Annotated in this window: 11 protein-coding genes; 5 read left to right on the top strand and 6 right to left on the bottom strand. The window is 35.3% G+C overall.

Annotation, left to right across the window (positions count from 1 at the left end):
* Positions 1–110: 110 nt before the first annotated feature.
* Together AC6CHK_RS10945 and ahcY are read right to left on the bottom strand one after the other, a co-directional pair.
* Positions 111–1,673, bottom strand: a complete 1,563-nt coding sequence (locus AC6CHK_RS10945) for a BspA family leucine-rich repeat surface protein (RefSeq protein WP_498096024.1) — start codon at positions 1,671–1,673, stop codon at positions 111–113.
* Between the two features lie 1,026 nt (positions 1,674–2,699).
* On the bottom strand, positions 2,700–4,016 hold the full coding sequence (gene ahcY / locus AC6CHK_RS10940) for an adenosylhomocysteinase (RefSeq protein ID WP_498096022.1): 1,317 nt from the start codon (positions 4,014–4,016) through the stop codon (positions 2,700–2,702).
* A gap of 54 nt (positions 4,017–4,070) precedes the next feature.
* Between ahcY and AC6CHK_RS10935 the strand changes: the two genes are divergently transcribed.
* A complete protein-coding gene (locus AC6CHK_RS10935) occupies positions 4,071–4,685 on the top strand; it encodes a 4'-phosphopantetheinyl transferase superfamily protein (RefSeq protein WP_498096020.1) in 615 nt (204 codons plus the stop codon).
* On the opposite strand, the gene AC6CHK_RS10930 is transcribed toward AC6CHK_RS10935, so the two are convergent.
* The 3 genes from AC6CHK_RS10930 to porU all read right to left on the bottom strand — a co-directional run bounded on the left by AC6CHK_RS10930 (position 4,666) and on the right by porU (position 12,123).
* The gene (locus AC6CHK_RS10930) at positions 4,666–6,924 is read right to left on the bottom strand and encodes an FUSC family protein (protein ID WP_498096018.1); all 2,259 of its coding nucleotides are present in this window, start codon (positions 6,922–6,924) and stop codon (positions 4,666–4,668) included. The two genes, AC6CHK_RS10935 and AC6CHK_RS10930, sit on opposite strands and share 20 nt — an antisense overlap.
* A 76-nt stretch (positions 6,925–7,000) precedes the next feature.
* On the bottom strand, positions 7,001–8,164 hold the full coding sequence (gene porV, locus AC6CHK_RS10925) for a type IX secretion system outer membrane channel protein PorV (RefSeq protein ID WP_498096016.1): 1,164 nt from the start codon (positions 8,162–8,164) through the stop codon (positions 7,001–7,003).
* A gap of 59 nt (positions 8,165–8,223) precedes the next feature.
* Positions 8,224–12,123: a type IX secretion system sortase PorU gene (gene porU / locus AC6CHK_RS10920; protein WP_498096014.1), complete on the bottom strand. Its 3,900-nt coding sequence runs from the start codon at positions 12,121–12,123 to the stop codon at positions 8,224–8,226.
* Between the two features lie 164 nt (positions 12,124–12,287).
* Here porU and gldJ point away from each other — a divergent pair, with 164 nt between their 5' ends.
* Both gldJ and AC6CHK_RS10910 read left to right on the top strand, forming a co-directional pair.
* Positions 12,288–13,889, top strand: coding sequence for a gliding motility lipoprotein GldJ (gldJ, locus tag AC6CHK_RS10915; protein ID WP_498096012.1), 1,602 nt, complete (start codon positions 12,288–12,290; stop codon positions 13,887–13,889).
* A gap of 150 nt (positions 13,890–14,039) precedes the next feature.
* Entirely contained in the window at positions 14,040–15,311 is a 1,272-nt protein-coding gene (locus AC6CHK_RS10910) for a UDP-N-acetylmuramoyl-tripeptide--D-alanyl-D-alanine ligase (RefSeq protein ID WP_498096010.1), read from the top strand.
* On the opposite strand, the gene AC6CHK_RS10905 is transcribed toward AC6CHK_RS10910, so the two are convergent.
* Complete coding sequence (locus tag AC6CHK_RS10905; RefSeq protein WP_498096008.1) at positions 15,304–15,915, bottom strand: NUDIX hydrolase; 612 nt, start codon at positions 15,913–15,915, stop codon at positions 15,304–15,306. The two genes, AC6CHK_RS10910 and AC6CHK_RS10905, sit on opposite strands and share 8 nt — an antisense overlap.
* Positions 15,916–15,944: 29 nt before the next feature.
* Between AC6CHK_RS10905 and AC6CHK_RS10900 the strand changes: the two genes are divergently transcribed.
* Positions 15,945–16,334: an SRPBCC family protein gene (locus AC6CHK_RS10900; protein WP_498096006.1), complete on the top strand. Its 390-nt coding sequence runs from the start codon at positions 15,945–15,947 to the stop codon at positions 16,332–16,334.
* Between the two features lie 196 nt (positions 16,335–16,530).
* Entirely contained in the window at positions 16,531–17,451 is a 921-nt protein-coding gene (locus AC6CHK_RS10895) for a mechanosensitive ion channel family protein (RefSeq protein WP_498096004.1), read from the top strand.
* Positions 17,452–17,483 lie beyond the last annotated feature (32 nt).

The following is a 17,483-nucleotide window of genomic DNA, read 5'->3' as shown; positions in this document are numbered from 1 at the left end:
AATGGTGAGCTGTCAATTCTGAATATATGCTGTATTTTATAATTGACAAGCAAAGGGAATTGACCATTTATGATTCACAAAAAAGCCTCACATTTGTGAGGCTTTTTAATTTATTTTTTAATGAATTTAAAGGGTTGAATTTTATCTTTCGCTGCGATTTGTAAAATGTAGTTTCCTTTTGGTAATGTGCTGATGTTGATCATTTCTGCTTTTATATCACCTTGTTTTATCAGTCTGCCGGCCATATCTGTTATTGTATACTTTTCAGCTTTTATTATGTTTTCAACGTGAATATAATCTGACGCGGGATTTGGATAAATAGAACCTTTTTTAATAGGATTAAGCTCTGAAGTCGTTAAAAAGCAATTTCCTACGGTATCTCCTATGATACTCCAGCCTTTATTGATGAGTATATCGCGTTTATTGGTTACATTTGAAGCATATTGTGCAGGTACTACCGACATTAAAGATATATTATTTGGCGTATTTGGGTTATCTGCCCAACCTGCAAGCGTTTTGCTGTAGTTGTTGCAGTCTAATGCTGCACCTTTCAATGCTCCTATAGCTGTAGTGAGAGAAGCAAGGTTCCAATTGGCGAGAGATTGATTAAAAGATGTAGCATTGTCAAATATATGATTCATTTTTATCAGGCTGCCTACATTCCAGGAATCAAGAGGCAAATTGAAAGATTCTGCAAAACTAAACATATTGTTCATATTGATTACTTTTGAAACATCCCAGTTATTTAGTGGTTGATTGAAATCGTCAGTCATAAAAAACATGTAATGCGTTTTTTCCAGTTTTTGGGTATTCCAGCTGTTCAAAGGCTGATTGAAGGCCGAGCAGAAAGCAAACATCCAGCCCATATTTTTTACATTTTCGACATTCCATGAGCTTAAATTCTGATTTAAAGCACCTTTTCCTGCAAACATGTAGCTTAGATCTGTTGCTGATGAAACGTCCCAATAGCTTAACCCGGGAGGATTAAAAATAGTAGCAGGGTTGATATAGTAAGTGATCCCGACATGACGACTATCAAACATAAAGCTGAAATCCTCAATATTGGAAGTATCCCAATTCTGCATTGAAGGCGCTCCTGAAAAGTTATTGGTAAGATAAAACATCATTGAAGCATTGGTAACATTAGACAAATTTGGAGCGTCTGTAGCTGTAAGCTGCATTCTCTGGCAATTTGCAAAAGCACCCTGCATCGAGCTCCACGCTATATTTCCCCATTGCTCGATCTCTAAAAGCTTGTCTGCGCTACCATGCATCTGAAGTATCGGAACCTGAACATCTGAACTGCCATTCGTTTGATACGTGGCAAATTTAATCTGATGAAATACTCCGTTTCCATTGGATACTTTTACCCTGTATTTAGTCCCGGAACTTCCTTCTGATGGTGTTCCAAAATCGATTAAGACCTGACTGGTTGAAGTCACGTTCGTCAGTGTTCCGTTATGCTGCGGATAGCCCACTTCTTCCCAAAAAATAGTATAGTTTTGTCCAATACCAGGAAACCATATTTGATTTGAACTCGCTTGAGATGGAGCAACTACATTCATGACCGGTGTTGTTGTGATTCCGGGCTCCCATATGGTAATAAATTCGTTTTGGGCTTTTGTCAGATGAAATAAAACGATAAAAACAAATGGTAAAAGTTTTTTTAGCATATTAATATTTTAGTTGTAAGGTTGTTTTTTATAATTTAAATACTTATATTTTTACTTAACCTCAATATTCTCAAATATAATTAATAAATGTTTCGAATTTATTAATGACAAATATAACAATTTTTATCCATATCAATATTTTGTGAAATACTTTTTAAAATAAAATACCCACCCAATCTGGTGAGCATTGTATGGTAGTGGATGTTATTAAAGTGAAAACATCCTAACCAATATGATAAATAGTAATAATCCGTCTTATATGTAAAAAGCAGATTCTTGTTATTTAAGAAGGCACATTGCTGTTGCCCTTTCATTTGGTACACATACCCTGTCCGTAGACGCTCAGCAGCCCGTATCGTAAGGGGCCGCAGCGTCTTCACAAGACCCTATACCCCCTTAGGTAAGGGGTCATACCTCCCTGATGAAGGGGGTGTTGCCATTAAAAGACAGCCTGCAGGCTCTTCGGCAAGGGGTGCAGACTCTTTAGTAAGAGGGTGCAGGCCCATAGGTCAATAGCTGCCGGCCGTTGAGCAGGCCCCGTAGGAGGTGGCGGACCACTCCCTATTGCCAGTAAGGGCGGGATTGTGAGAGTTGTGATATACAAGGTAACACCAATAACGACTGCTCGTTGAATTATGATGAAAATTGTAGTGATAAACAGCCCTTGCGAGAGAATAAAAGCAATAGGAACCAAAGCAAGAACTAAGGTGCTTATGATAATACTGCAATGAAAAAAACAATCAAGGAAAAGAGTTTAGTTATTTGCTTGAAGCAAGCAACGGTGCAATAAATAGTTTCCTGTAGAAAGGTTAGCCGGGAGATGGAGGAATTGATTTTGAAGTTCAGTACTTAGATCAAAGGAACTTAATACTTTGAAGTCTGCTGGGATATATGATATTCCTGCAAAAGAGCAATTCGAGATCAGTATTTTATAGAGATAGAGGAATAAATTCAAAAAAAAACTCTCCAAAGTAGGAGAGTTTCTGTATTTATTTGAGATCCTTCGACAAGCTCAGGATGACAGTTTTAGTATCTGTAATATTCAGGTTTGAAAGGTCCTTTTACGTCTACACCGATATATTCAGCTTGTTCCGGAGAAAGAGTTTCCAGCTCAACGCTTAATTTTTTAAGGTGTAAAGCAGCTACTTTTTCATCTAAATGTTTTGGTAACATATACACTTCATTTTTGTAAGCAGCAGAATTAGTCCACAATTCGATCTGAGCCAAAGTCTGGTTTGAGAAAGAGTTTGACATTACAAAGCTAGGGTGACCAGTTGCACAACCTAAGTTTACCAATCTACCTTCAGCCAAAATAATAACTTCTTTACCTTCTTCCAAAGTGTAGATGTCTACTTGTGGCTTCACTTCAGATTTTGTGTGACCGTAGTTTTCGTTTAACCAGGCCATATCGATTTCGTTGTCGAAATGACCGATGTTACAAACGATTGCTTTATCTTTTAATTTTAAGAAATGTTCTTTTCTTACGATGTTAAAATTACCGGTTGTAGTGATTACGATATCTGCATTATCAACCACGGTGTCTAATCTTTTTACTTCGTATCCGTCCATTGCAGCTTGAAGCGCACAAATAGGATCAATTTCTGTAACAGTAACGATAGAACCCGCTCCTCTGAAAGATGCAGCAGTACCTTTACCTACATCTCCGTATCCGCAAACTACCACTCTTTTCCCCGCCAACATAAGGTCTGTAGCTCTTCTCACAGCATCTACTGCAGATTCTTTACATCCGTATTTGTTGTCGAATTTAGATTTGGTAACAGAATCGTTTACGTTGATTGCAGGCATTACCAAAGTTCCGTTTTTCATTCTTTCGTACAACCTGTGAACTCCGGTTGTAGTTTCTTCAGAAAGTCCTTTGATATCTTTTGTTAATTCCGGGTATTTATCAAAAACCATGTTTGTTAAATCTCCGCCATCATCCAAAATCATGTTTAATGGCTTTCTGTCTTCACCAAAGAATATAGTCTGCTCGATACACCAGTCAAATTCTTCTTCGTTCAGGCCTTTCCAAGCGTAAACAGGAATTCCTGCAGCAGCAATTGCAGCAGCAGCATGATCTTGTGTAGAGAAAATATTACATGATGACCAAGTCACTTCAGCGCCCAAAGCTACCAAAGTTTCGATCAGTACAGCCGTTTGAATAGTCATGTGAAGACATCCAGCGATTCTTGCACCTTTAAGTGGCTGAGACGGACCGAATTCTTCACGGATTGCCATCAAACCGGGCATTTCTGCCTCAGCAAGAGTGATTTCTTTTCTTCCCCATTCTGCCAGAGAAATATCCTTAACTTTATAAGGAATGTATTGTGTTGTTGCTTCCATCTATATGAAAAATTTTTTGCAAATTTACAAACTAATATCCTGCTGACCAAAAATATGCCTCTTTACCGCGATTTTTCTGACGACAATGCTACGATTCTTATCTGGAAATATGATGAACATGAAGAATTGAATATCAATGAACTTCTGGAACCCGAGAATGCCGAAAAAGTAAAAGATTATCATCCAAACAAATTGCTGGAAGTATTAATGGTGCGCAAAATTTTGAAAAGCTTAAAGCCCAACTCCAAAATATTATATAAAGAAAGAGAGCCATTTTTATCTCCAAAAGATGCCGAAATCTCCATTACGCATTCTTTTCCGTTTGCGGCAATTGCGATCTCAAGAAACAAAATAGGAATTGATATTGAAAAATTTAATCCTAAAATTTTAAGAGTTATCGATAAATTCACTTATGAAAATGAAAGAGGTTTCATTCCTTTTGATAATGAAGTTACTTTTTATACGATTATTTGGAGTGTGAAAGAAAGTATGTACAAAATTCATCATTCCAAGCATTGGTCTCTGAAAAAACATTATGAAGTAAAACCTTTTGAGTTAAAGCATCTTCACAAAATTAGCTGCAGAGTTCATGACGACAAAACGTCCGACGAGCTTAAAGCCAGAGTAGAATTTTTTGATGATTACTGCTTTACGATTGTGGAAGAGTAGTTTCTGCTTTGTATTTTTCGATCACTTTTCTTTGCTCTTTGGCTACATCATAAATAAGTTCCAAAACATCATGAATATTTTTGAGCTCCGTTAAATGCGAAATTTTGTTCGGATCTCTTCGGTCAAAAGCTTCATTTTCCAAAAGCTCGGATTTTCTTTGGGAAATCAAATTTTCTATGGAAGAATCTTCGGGTTCCAGACGGCTTTCCATTCTTAATGTTTCAGTTACTTTTTCATCATTCAGCAATGTGGAAACCTGATTCATTTCGGCTTCAATCTTTTTTGTCCAGCTTTCAGAATCGATTTCGGGATATTGTTTATTGTTTTTCGAATATTGTGAAAGCGAAGCGGTGTATGCCGTAATAAGATGTGATGTCGCCACAAACTGATGCACAACTTCCAGCTTTTTCTGCTGATTTTTGGGATCAGAAATCATTCTCTGGAAATTATCCGAAAGATTGGCTAATGAAATGATGGCGTTTTTTCGCTTTACTTTATAATCTTCAAGATCAAAATCTTCATTTAAAAATTTTGACATCACGCTGTGAAAATAAGTAAGGTTGCATTCCGCAGATTTTTTCATCAGATCTAAATTCTGCGTGTGTTCCCAAACCGGAAGCACAATATATGAAACTGCAAAAGCAATGATGCCCGCAATAATGGTGTCTACAATTCTGTCTTTAAAAATAACATTTACATTTCCGGGATTTAAAAAATTGAAAGCCAGAAAAACATAAATTGTCATAAATAAAACTGCCCAAAAATATTTTCCTTTCAAAAAGCTGAAGCACATAATCATACTTAAAAGCAGAATACTAAATAAAACTTCATTTATAGTAATGAAATGCAAAATGACATAAGCGATCGTGGCTCCCGCAATTGTTCCGTAAAGACGCAGAAGGTTTCTCTGTTTTGTAATAGAGTAGGCCGGTTTTAAAATAGCAACTATCGTAATCAAAATCCAATAAGTATGACCGATCACTAAAAATGGTAACAATGAAATGAGATATCCCAACAATAAAGCAATGGTGATTCTTATTGCATGCCGAAAATGCGATGAGGTCAAAGAAATATTGCTTTTTAAAACTTTAAAATTAATTTTCTCTTCATTGGGCATAAATTTTTTCAGATCCAAACCTGTCGAAAGACTTTTTGCGAGCTTTACATTTTGAGAAAAAACTTTGTAAATTTCATTAATTTCTTTTGTGATTTCGTTGATACGCATCATGATTTGTCGCAAAATCATGAAATCTTCGAGATTTTCGGGATTCAGTGTTTTGTTTCTCAGTTCAAAATAGTGAGAATTAAGATCTTGTGACTGAATTTCTAAATTGAATATCGGTCTTGCGCGCGTGCTGCTTTGAAGAGCGATTCCGATGTTTGTGATTTCTTCGGAAAGTATATTCAGGTAATCATGAATTTTAACCAAAATGGTGGCGTCTTCGAAGCTTTTCTGCAGTTTTTTGTAATCGCTTTCGGAAGTCATCAGTTTTTCATGAAGATCCATTGAATTTAAAAACATCAGCATCAGCAATCTGCTGATCGTGGTAGATTCGTTGACGATGGTTCGGGTTTTAAAAACCGTTTCTCTGGTTTCTTCCTGAAGATTTTTTATTTCGATCTGCTTGGAAATAACTTGTGTATTTAATCTATCAAAATCAGGATTTTTCTGATAAAAATTAGCTTTAATTTTAAGGAATTCTGCGAGCTGCAAATAATTTTCGCCAATCATCTGGCTCGCAAGCTTATACGGCTGAATGGTCGTTACAATAAGAAAGATCAAGAGAAACCAAATACATCCGGCTGCAAAAATAAGTAAGCTTTTAAAAATATTTGAGCCGGTGAGATGTCCGTCGATAAAGATGGCTAAAACAACCACTGACAGCGATCCGACAGCGGCAAGCCTTTGCCCGTAAACCCCAATGAGGGAAAAAAACATTCCGAAAACAATGATTTCTAAAATCACTAAAAAAACAATACCTTTTACTAAACTTGCAATAAGCGCGACTACAACAAAACAAAAAATAGCAAATGTGAGCGAGTTTCTTCTTCGAATGAAAGGGCCCGGCTGATCTGTAAGCGCTACAAAGCTGGTTCCTAAAGGGAAAAGAAAATATTCTTTTAAAATTCCGAAATGTGCCAATATTAAACACGGAAGCACGGTGGCCAATGTAATTCTGATAGAAGAATATACATATTGACTGGTTACAAATTTTTTGAGCTCCGATGAATAATTCATACTACAAAAATAATTATTGAAAATAAAAAAAGCCCCATAAAATATGAGACTTTTAAAAACTTTATATTATGTTTTTTTAATAATCTACATTAGAAGTTTCGTCACCGATATTCCAAGTCAGACCGAAACGTAAAGTATTATCTAAAGCGGTATTGATTTTAGACATATTAATAAGGTAAGAAATATCTAATCCGAAAGAACGATATTTTAACCCGATACCTGCCGTTGCAAACTGTCTCGCTCCCTGCTCTTCACTTTCATGGAAATAACCTCCTCTTACGGCAAATGCATTGTCATAAGAATATTCTAATGCACCGCTATACATGATAGAGTTAGGATTTTTGAATGATTTTCCGATACCTGACATTACACCAACGTTTGGTACTTCGTAAATCGGCTGTCTCGTGTTTGGATCTGTTCCTACGAATTCTGATCCCGGAACTAAGATTTTAGAACCTTCAACACTTAATCCGATTCTGTTTACATCATCAAGATACATGTCATATCCAACCCCTAATCTTGCCATTGTCGGAAGATAAGATCTGGATTCTTCATCTCCTGTATAGTCTAATTTCGGACCCAAATTACTTACTGCAAAACCTGCATTCAACTTACCGTCATATCCTCCGAAACTTGAAAATCTTGGAGAAGTATAATATCCTGAAACGTCAACCGCAAAAGAGTTTGCTGGTTTTAGAGTTGTATCTGTATTGAATCCTCCGGCTAAATCTGAACGTATAAATCTACCTGTAACCGCCATGGAATAAGAATCTGAAAGCTTAAGACCATACGCTACATCAATTGAGAATTCGTTTGGCTTTGAAGTACCCATTGAAGTTACCTCGTTTCCTACCAATTGTGTAAGGTCTACCTCACCCATATTAAAGTAATAAATACTCGCAGAGATCGTGGATCTTTCTTCCTGTCCTAAAAATTTATGGAAAGCTCCATAAAGCAAAAATACATCATTTGTAAGTTTCCCCATGTATGGTGTATAGTTTACACCTACTGAAGAGCTTGTTCTGCTAAAAGGATATTTTGCTGCATTCCAGAACTGAGAAAAAGCATCCGGAGAAGTTACAACCCCCTGATCTCCCATACCTCCTGACCTTGCATCGGGTGCGATTCTAAGGAATGGAGCGCCTGTCAAAACAGGTCTTACCTGACTTAAATCCTGAGCAAAGCCTAAAAACCCGGCACTCAAACCAATCCCTAAAAGCAGTTTAGTAGTTAAATTCATATTTTGTCTTTTATATATTATCAGTTTTTTATTAATATTCTTAATTGATTACTATTATTTTACTTCAAAAGTACCATTTTTTCTACAGCTGTAGCACTACCTTTGCATTTTTCTTGATTTTGACTTTTTGCAAATATCTTAAAAATATACGTACCTTTTGCTACTGTGTCGCCAAAATCGTCTTTTCCATCCCATTCTATTGCCTGACGTGGCGTTCTAAAGCCCTGTAGGAAAGGTTCTGCAACTACAGGCTGCGATAAAGTTCTTACCAATTTTCCTGTAATTGTATAAATCTGAACATTTACATCCAATATGTCATCACAATTATGTTCGAAGTGAATGTATGTTTTATTTGTAAAAGGATTTGGCCAGTTTAACGGTCTGTTGATCGTCAAATGCTGATCTGCTTCATCTTTAACTTCAAAGTTTAACGTTTCAGTTGTTGAATTATTGTTTATGTCCCAAACTTTAAAAGTCAATTGATGTTGCCCTATTGCTAAATTTCTGAAAGGGTAGGTCACATTCCCTTTTTGATATTCTGCCAAACTAGGACTTAGACATCCGTTTCCTTCTCCTGGAGCATAAAAGTCATTTAAAACAATTGTATTGATAATCTGTCCGTCCAAATACACGGTAATATCGTGGCCAATACCTGAACCTGTGGAGTTGATTCCCGTATCATCAGTCACACACGCCAACAGCATAGGATTTTGATTTGTGATTCCGCCATCTGCAAAATTGGTGTTGTTCATGTATAATTTCACTTTTGGAGGCTCGTTGTCATTTATTCCGTTCGGATTGATATCACCAACCTGAACCGCCTGATTGTTGAATACATCGGTAGATTTATTATCAGCATATCCTAAAATCCTTCCTTCACCAACAGCATAGTTAATGTCTTTTGGTACATAAAATTCAACTGTGAAAACCCCGTTTACGGCAGTTCCGCTTGCTTTTACAATCGCACTTCCTTCTTCGGTATAGTTTAAAACCGGAGTTAAGCCTCCATCATTATTTAACGTAGTTTTATTAAGTCTTTTGTCAAAAATATTAATAACAACTCTGCCGTTAAACGTAGTATTGGTAGTTCCGTTGGCATTATTGATATGTCCCGTGATTTTCACAAAATCTAAACCTCTTATCAATCCCGGAACCGGAGTTTCTATACCATCAATTACTAATAATCTTTTTGGTCTGCTCAGTTTCATTGCCGGATCACCAAGGAAATTTACTTTCATGTGGTTTGGATCTGCACCATGAAGTTTTTTTGCATTTAAATGAGCATTTCCGACTGTCTCGAAATCATCATTTGTTAATTTAAAAATATCTTTAGTGTAGAGATTCGTAAAATCGATTCCGTAACCTACTCCAACCGCACGACTTGATGTAATCATTGCTGCGGCGCCACCTTGTTTCAGCTTCATAAGCTGTTCTCCTGCGGAGAAAGTTGCCGGCTCATCCCAAAGTGTAAATTCACAGGTAATGGTTGATACAAAAGGAAATCTGCTATAAACATTAGAAAAATTGTTGGCATTCTGAATTTCATCTAAAGAGAAAACTCTTTCCTGCGCCCATCCATTAATTCCCCCATGTCCGAAGTAGAATAAATAAAGGCTGTTCCCCAAATCATTTGAAATTGCCTGATTTACCTGCGGATATCTTTGTCCTCCCGCCGTACTTTGAGCCTGGAATGCGTCCAGATATAGTTTTCTTACATTGTATTCTTTAAGACTTGTATTTCCGGCAACTTCAAAAGTGCTTGCCAAAGTATTGTTCATGACATCATGAAAAGGTTCACCACCATCTTTATCATCATCTACTACAAAATCCAGTTTCATTCTCCATTCTCCAAAAGGCGTTGACTGCCCGGAAAGGGAATTGTAATACGCCAATGTTTTATCAATCATATTGGCTGCTTCAGTAGAATTTGCAGCCGGAATTCTTCCAACAGGCAAGTCTGGTAGATTGTGGGTTATAAATTGTACGGTTTGCGGTTTCGTCATTACAATATAATCATCGGTAACGAAAGAACTTACAAAGTCGGCCGATTCTTCACTTTGGTAGCTTGAAACAACATTAGAATTGTTTGGGATCCTGTTTTTATAGTCAAAAGATGCATCGCCCAATATGAATACATACTTTAAGCTTCCCAACGGATTGTTGAGTTTTGACACAAAATCTCTGATGGCCGTTAAATCTCTGCTTCCGCTTCCAAATTCATTATAAATTTTAGCAGCATCTACGATTTCAACTTCAAAATTATTTTTTGTCTGATGATAATTGGCAAGCCTCTGAGCTTGTGACATCATTTCAGGAGTGGTAATAATCAAGTAATCTACATTCTGCAAGGCAGATAAATTTTGATTATTAATTCTTTCTACAAATTGAGGCGTAAAAGCTGCATCTGCTCGGAAAGCCACAAATTCATTATTAAAATTAGGATCCGAAGTTGTATAAGCAAAATTAAAATTAGCCGTTCCCGGTGCTTTATTTGTTCTTCTATTGGCGTTGGTAATATCTGTCACGTCCCAAACCTGCTCAACATTGGTTGCGTTTGAAATACTAAAACCATAATTGGTATTTGTTCCGCTTTGAAGTGAAAAATCCCTGAAATTCATCTGATTTCCGTTGAATTTCAAATCTTCTTTATACTGTACTTCAAGATAATCAAAATAAAAAGCTCCATTTGGGTTGACGGTAATATCAGGATTATATTTTATTGTAATCTGATTTCCGTTTAAGTTGGAAACCGTTCCTCTGTAATTTATAGGAAAAAAGTCATAAGAAAAATTAGATGTATTTGCCGGCACATTTGGAGAAGTATAAGCATTTTGATTATTAATACTAAAACTTATATTATTCTGCTGAGCTTTAAAACCAACAACCTGCGTTCGGTATCTGATCACATCACCGCCTTGGATAGGTGAATTTGTATTGATACTTATTGTTTTTTCAGTAGTAAAAGATTGGTCTTCAACCCAGATTCTTCCTACTTTTAATAAGTTTTTTTCATCTTTATTGATAACCTGATAATCGTCGTATCTTGTAATCGGAGCGGCTGCTGGCAAATTTAAATCTACATTTTGTACTCTTTTGCCTTGCCCTTTATCAAAGTTTATAAAGTAATAGGAAAAATCTTCATAAATGTTTTTTAAATTCTCACTTTGGTCATTTCTTGTGTCGGTTCTTTTAAAGCCATTTCCATTAGCCGTATTGTACAGATTGTATCCGTTTGGCCCCTGCGCATAAAATAATGCATAATCAGCATCATTCCAAACACCGTCGTCTTCACCAACCACCTGTATAGCGTTTTCCTGAAGTGCATCATATTTAACATCCTGATTGTGTTCCGGCAACATAATTCCTCCATTACCATAAATCCTGAAATTTCTGGGATTTATATTTGATGGATTAATACCGTTATCACGTAAAAACTGAGCAGTGACTTTAAAAATCCCCGATTTATCTACTTTTATTTTGTAAAAAGTACCGGTTGCCAAAGGATTGACTGTAGTTCCGACTTTTTGAACGTTGAAATTTGTAGGTAAATTAGTTGTTGAGATTTCAAACGAAGAAAGCCTTTGTGCTTTTCCTTTTACATTTTTGAATAAGGCAACATTTATGCTTGCATATTTTTCTCCTTCAGCATAATGATAATTGATATCTGCAATTTCAAAATCAGGAAGCAATTCTTTTCTCAGGTCAAACAGTTCTCTTTCCGAAACATTTTCCCATACAAGATTCGTAACCTTCAGCTGATTTTCGCCAACTTTTTGTTTGTTAATTATAAAAATATTATTCCTGCTGAAAGAAAAGCCTTTATTCTTAAAATTAGGAAGATTCACTTTTATATCACCAAAATCTGCAATTTTTGATCCTTCCCATTCTACGGAAATTCTCTGGCCCCAAATCGTTGATACAAAAGCTAATAAAAAAAATAACGTAATTTTTAGTCTCATGTTTGTTTTTGAAATTTCTAAATTACAAAATAAATGAAAATTTTATAATAAGTAACGATACAATAAAATTAATTTGTTAACGTTTTTCAAAAAAATCAAATCTTTACTTGATTTATTGAATAATTTATTTTTTCTTTGTACTTTGAATAATATTTATATCGACTATGAAAAAACTAAAGTTGTTTTCATTAATAGCATTAAGTTCTACACTTGCATTAACCAGTTGTGGTGGTTCAGGTACCAACAAAGGTGGAGGTACTAAAAAGTTTGTCAGCAAGACAGGTTGGAAACCAAACGAAAAACAGGGTTGGTTTTTTGCAGGAAAGCAACAAAAGCAGAAAGGGTGGCCGGGAATGGTATATGTAGAAGGTGGAACTTTTACAATGGGATTAGTGAAAGATGATGTAATGCACGATTGGAATAACTCGCCTCGCAGAATGCAGGTAAGCTCATTCTTTATCGGTGAAACAGAAATTACTAACTACGAATACCGCGAATACCTTACATGGTTGAAGTATGTATTTCCACCAAGTGATCCTAGTTTCAAGGAAATCTACAACGGTGCTTTACCAGACACTTTATTGTGGGATAATAATTTATCTAGAAATGATCTTAACGAAACTTATTTCAGAGATCAGAACTACGATTATTATCCGGTAGTAGGAGTTTCTTGGACGCAGGCAAACAGATACTGTGAATGGTTGACAGACAGAGCTAATGAAAAAGCTTTAATGCAGGCTGGTATCATTGCTAAAGATCTATATATCAACGAATCCAATAACCAAGGTGGATCTGCATTCAATATGGATAAATTCAAATCGAATGATCCTGAAATGCAAGGTTATATCAACGAACAGAGATTGCAACAAAAAAGCGGTATGAAAACTACCAACCAAAGATTGCTTGCAGCCAACAGATCTCCAAGTTCAGCAATGGTGACGAAGTTCAGACTTCCTACAGAAGCAGAATGGGAATTTGCAGCGCTTGGTATGGAGAAAAAAAGAGAGTATAATCTATATACAGAAAAACAACCTCAAATTGATAAGCTAAGAGGTACCAAAGGTAAAGACCGAGGAATGATTCTTGCCAATTTCAAGCAAGGAAGAGGAGATTATTCTGGACCTGCAGGTTGGAAAAATGATGGTGCAGCTAAAACTTCAGACGTAAGAGAATTCCCTTCAAACGATATCGGTGTATATGGTATGTTCGGAAACGTATCTGAATGGACGGCTGATGTTTACAGACCTATCATTGATGAAGACTTTTCAGATTTCAATTATTATAGAGGAAATATGCCTCAGGCTATCGTAAGAAACGGTGACGGAACTTACAAAATGGTAGAAGAAGGTTCTATTAAATATGATACTTTGGCTGACGGTAGATTAGTTTACAAAAACTTACCAGGTCAGTTCGAAAGAGAAACAATTGCAGATTACAGAAACTATAGAGACGGTGACAAACAGTCTTCATTAGATTATAGAAATGCAAGCGATTCTGCAAATTCTTTCAATATGTATAATGCTCCTGTAAAAAGGTTTGTTGTAGATGCAAACGGAAGAGTAATACTGCAGAAAGATACTAAAGACAGAACTTCAGCTATGTCAAATGACATTAGAGTAGTGAAAGGAGGTTCTTGGCAAGATTCAGCTTACTGGCTTGATCCGGGACAAAGAAGATACAAAAACCAAGACTCAGGTTATGGTTGGGTCGGTTTCCGTGTAGCTCAAGATGCTAGAGTTAATGACAAAGGTAGAACGAGAAGATAATATTTATCAAAATACTTACAAAAAACCTTCCGGATTTCCGGGAGGTTTTTTTATTTTTGAACAATGAAATCGCTTTGTTGAAAAATCTAAAAAAGACTAATATAGATTTGATGATTACAGTGACCTCTTAAAAAAAGATATATTTTTTACATGAATATAGAACAGTTTTACCCGTTGTTTTTAAAGGCAAATAATGTTACAATCGACAGCCGAAAAATTATGAGCAACGATATTTTCTTTGCTTTTTCAGGCGAGAATTTTAATGCTGCCTTGCTGGCTGAAAAAGCGATTAACGATGGAGCTTTAGCAGTAATTGTTGAAGACCAAAAATTTGAAAATAAAGATCTTAATATATTCTATGTTTCTTCAACGTTAGAATTCCTGCAAAATCTTGCCATTCATCACAGAAACCAGTTGGATATTCCGATAATCGGACTTACGGGAAGTAACGGAAAAACGACAACTAAAGAGCTTATTCATGCTGTACTTTCTAAGAAATATAACATTCAATATACTTACGGAAATCTGAATAATCACATTGGTGTTCCTTTGACAATTTTATCAATAAAGCCGGAGCATGAAATGGCGGTCATAGAAATGGGAGCCAATCATCAAAAAGAAATTGAGCATTTGTGTACGATTGCCAAACCTGATTTCGGATATATAACTAATTTTGGGAAGGCGCATTTGGAAGGCTTTGGTGGATTTGAAGGCGTAATTAAAGGAAAATCAGAACTTTATGAATATTTGAAAAAGTATCAGCATAAAATTTTAGTTAATGAAAATGATGAGATTCAGGTTGAAAAAACAACTGGTTACCCATCAAAAATTACTTTTGGAAAAAGAGATTCCGATTATTTTTTTGAGATATTTTCTAATGAACATTTTGTAGGTTTAGATTTTAATAATATTAAAATTTTATCACAGCTTACAGGAGATTATAATTTCACCAATCTTTGTGCTGCGGCTAGTTTCGGGCTATATTTCGGTGTTGATATTAATAAAATAAAGAATGCGATTGAAAATTATACTCCAACCAATATGCGTTCCCAAATTGTTAAAAAAGGTGATAAAACTTTAGTTTTGGATACTTACAATGCAAATCCGAGCTCAATGGCGGCTTCGTTGAACAATTTTATTACTTTTGAAGGGACAAAAACCATCATTATTGGTGATATGCTGGAATTGGGAAATGAAAGTGAAAAAGAGCATCAGAATATTCTCAAACTTGCTCACGATTTAGGCTTCAATGAAATAATTACGGTTGGAAAATATTTTAAAAAAGTAAATGATTCTTCAAAGTCTTTCGAAAATACAGCGGAATTTATAAGATATCTTACTTTAGACAAAATTGTGTCAGAAAATATTCTATTAAAAGCGTCAAGAGGGATTTCTTTGGAAAAGGCGATTGATTTTATTTAGCCTTTGTTGACCAAAATTCTTTAATAATAAGTTTAATATTTTTAAAAGTGCTCGGAAAAACTTCATTTTCAATCTGTGAAGTGTTTTTCCATGCAACTTCGGTAATTCCTTCTTCAATTTGCGGTTTTGAAGTGTCTTCTCCATTAAAATTCATTTCAAACCAATGCGTGTATTTCAAAACTCTGTCGCCGTTTCTTTCAGTATAAATATGGTAAGTTGTGTTGATAAAATCGAGTAGCTCAACATCTTTCAGACCGGTTTCTTCTTCAATTTCCCTGATAGCAGATTCTTCACGGGATTCACCTTTTTCCATCTTGCCTTTCGGAAGGTCCCATTTTCCTAATCTTTTGATGAAAAGTATATCTCCGTTGGGTCTATTCACAATTCCGCCTGCTGCCTCAATAATTCTGAAAAGCGTATTAAATTCTTTCCAAATTTCATCAATTTCTTCACCATAAATATTCAGATTTTTTACCGAAGTATTTTGCAGAAGATCCAATGCTATTTCTAAAGTTGTGAAACTGTCGAATTTTAATGTTTTTTCTAAGTCTTGAGGCTGCTTAGAGAGCAATAATTTTTTTTCGTTCACAAAAACTTTATACATTTGTAAGAATTTAAATACAAAAATAAAAAATGAATTTAGAAGGACGAAAAATTATTGTCAATAAATCATCTAAAGAACTATCTGAACTGCTAAAAACACCGGAAAATTACAAACAATTTATGCCGGATGGTCTTCAGAAGTTTGAAACCAGAGAAGATGGATTCAAATTCGGACTTCAGGGAATGCCCGAAATTGCTTTGAAAATAGATGAAGTGACCGATGAAAAAGCAGTTTTGAAATCTGCAAGCTCAAGTTTAGATTTTTCATTGACGGCGACTTTAAAACCCATAAATGAAAATCAGACGGAAGTTCAAATGCTTTTTGAAGGAAAATTTAATCCTTTCATTAAGATGATGGTTGAAAAGCCGCTTCAAAACTTCATCAATACCTTAACGGATAAGATTGAAGATTATAAATAAGATCAAACCTTCAGTAATGGAGGTTTTTTTATACTTTGAATTCTGCATAATAAATTAATATTTCAGAACTGTCAAAAAATGATTTTGTTTATTAAAGTTTTATTTTAAAATTTTAAAATGGTGGTAATAAAATAATTAATTAAGCTTATTATTGTAAAATTTATATATAATTATTATATTTATAAGAAAAACACATATGATTTTCTTATTTCAGTCTTCCACCGAAACTATTCAAAAATCTCTCAACAATTATTATGAAGAATTTTTAAATATTCTTCCGCGTCTTGCTTTAGCTTTATTGGTGGTGATTTTAGGCGTTTTGATCGCTCAGTTGCTTACCAATTTTTACAGACGACAATTTCTAAAAAAATCTGACGATCCATTGATGTCAAAGTTCTTGACGCAAGCCGTGAAACTTATCCTTATTATAGTTGCAATAATGCTTGCTTTGCGTATTGCAGGATTAGATGGTTTAGCTGCCGGACTTCTCACAGCGGTAGGCGGAAGTGCCATTATTTTAGGTTTTGCTTTTCAGGATATTGGTAAAAATTTTCTGGCGGGAATTATTCTTGCTTTCAACCGTCCTTTTAATATTGATGACACAATAAAAATTGATAATATCTTCGGAAGAGTGAAGGCGTTGAGTTTTCGTTATAGCCATATAAAGACGTTTGACGGTCGGGATATTTTCATTCCAAACAGCGATGTTCTTACCAAACCGGTCGAAAATTATACAGCAGATGGCTTTTACAGACTGGATTTTGTGGTTGGTATTGGATATGAAGACGATATTGAATCTGCAAAAAATGTGATCCAAAAAGTTTTGGATGAAAATAAAGAAATTGTAAAAGATATTGAACACGAAAACTATGTTATCGAAGACAATCTGGCGACCAGCACGGTCAATCTGAAAGTTTTTTTCTGGGTTTATACCGTAGATTATCGAAAAGCTTCCATGATTTTGCGTGGATTGATCATAAGAGAAGTGAAAGAAGCGTTGGCCGCTAAAGACTTTAATCTTCCTTCGGATATTATTGAATTGAAACTTTATAAAAATGCACCGGAAATTCCTTTTAAGATCAATAAAGAAGCTGAAAATGAACTTTCTGAAAAATAAAGTTTAGGTAAATTTGAAATTTAACTTTCAAT

The organism is Chryseobacterium sp. GQ58 (assembly GCF_059758895.1).
Note: the sequence above shows the minus strand (reverse complement) of the source record. Positions and strands in the feature narration are given on the sequence as shown.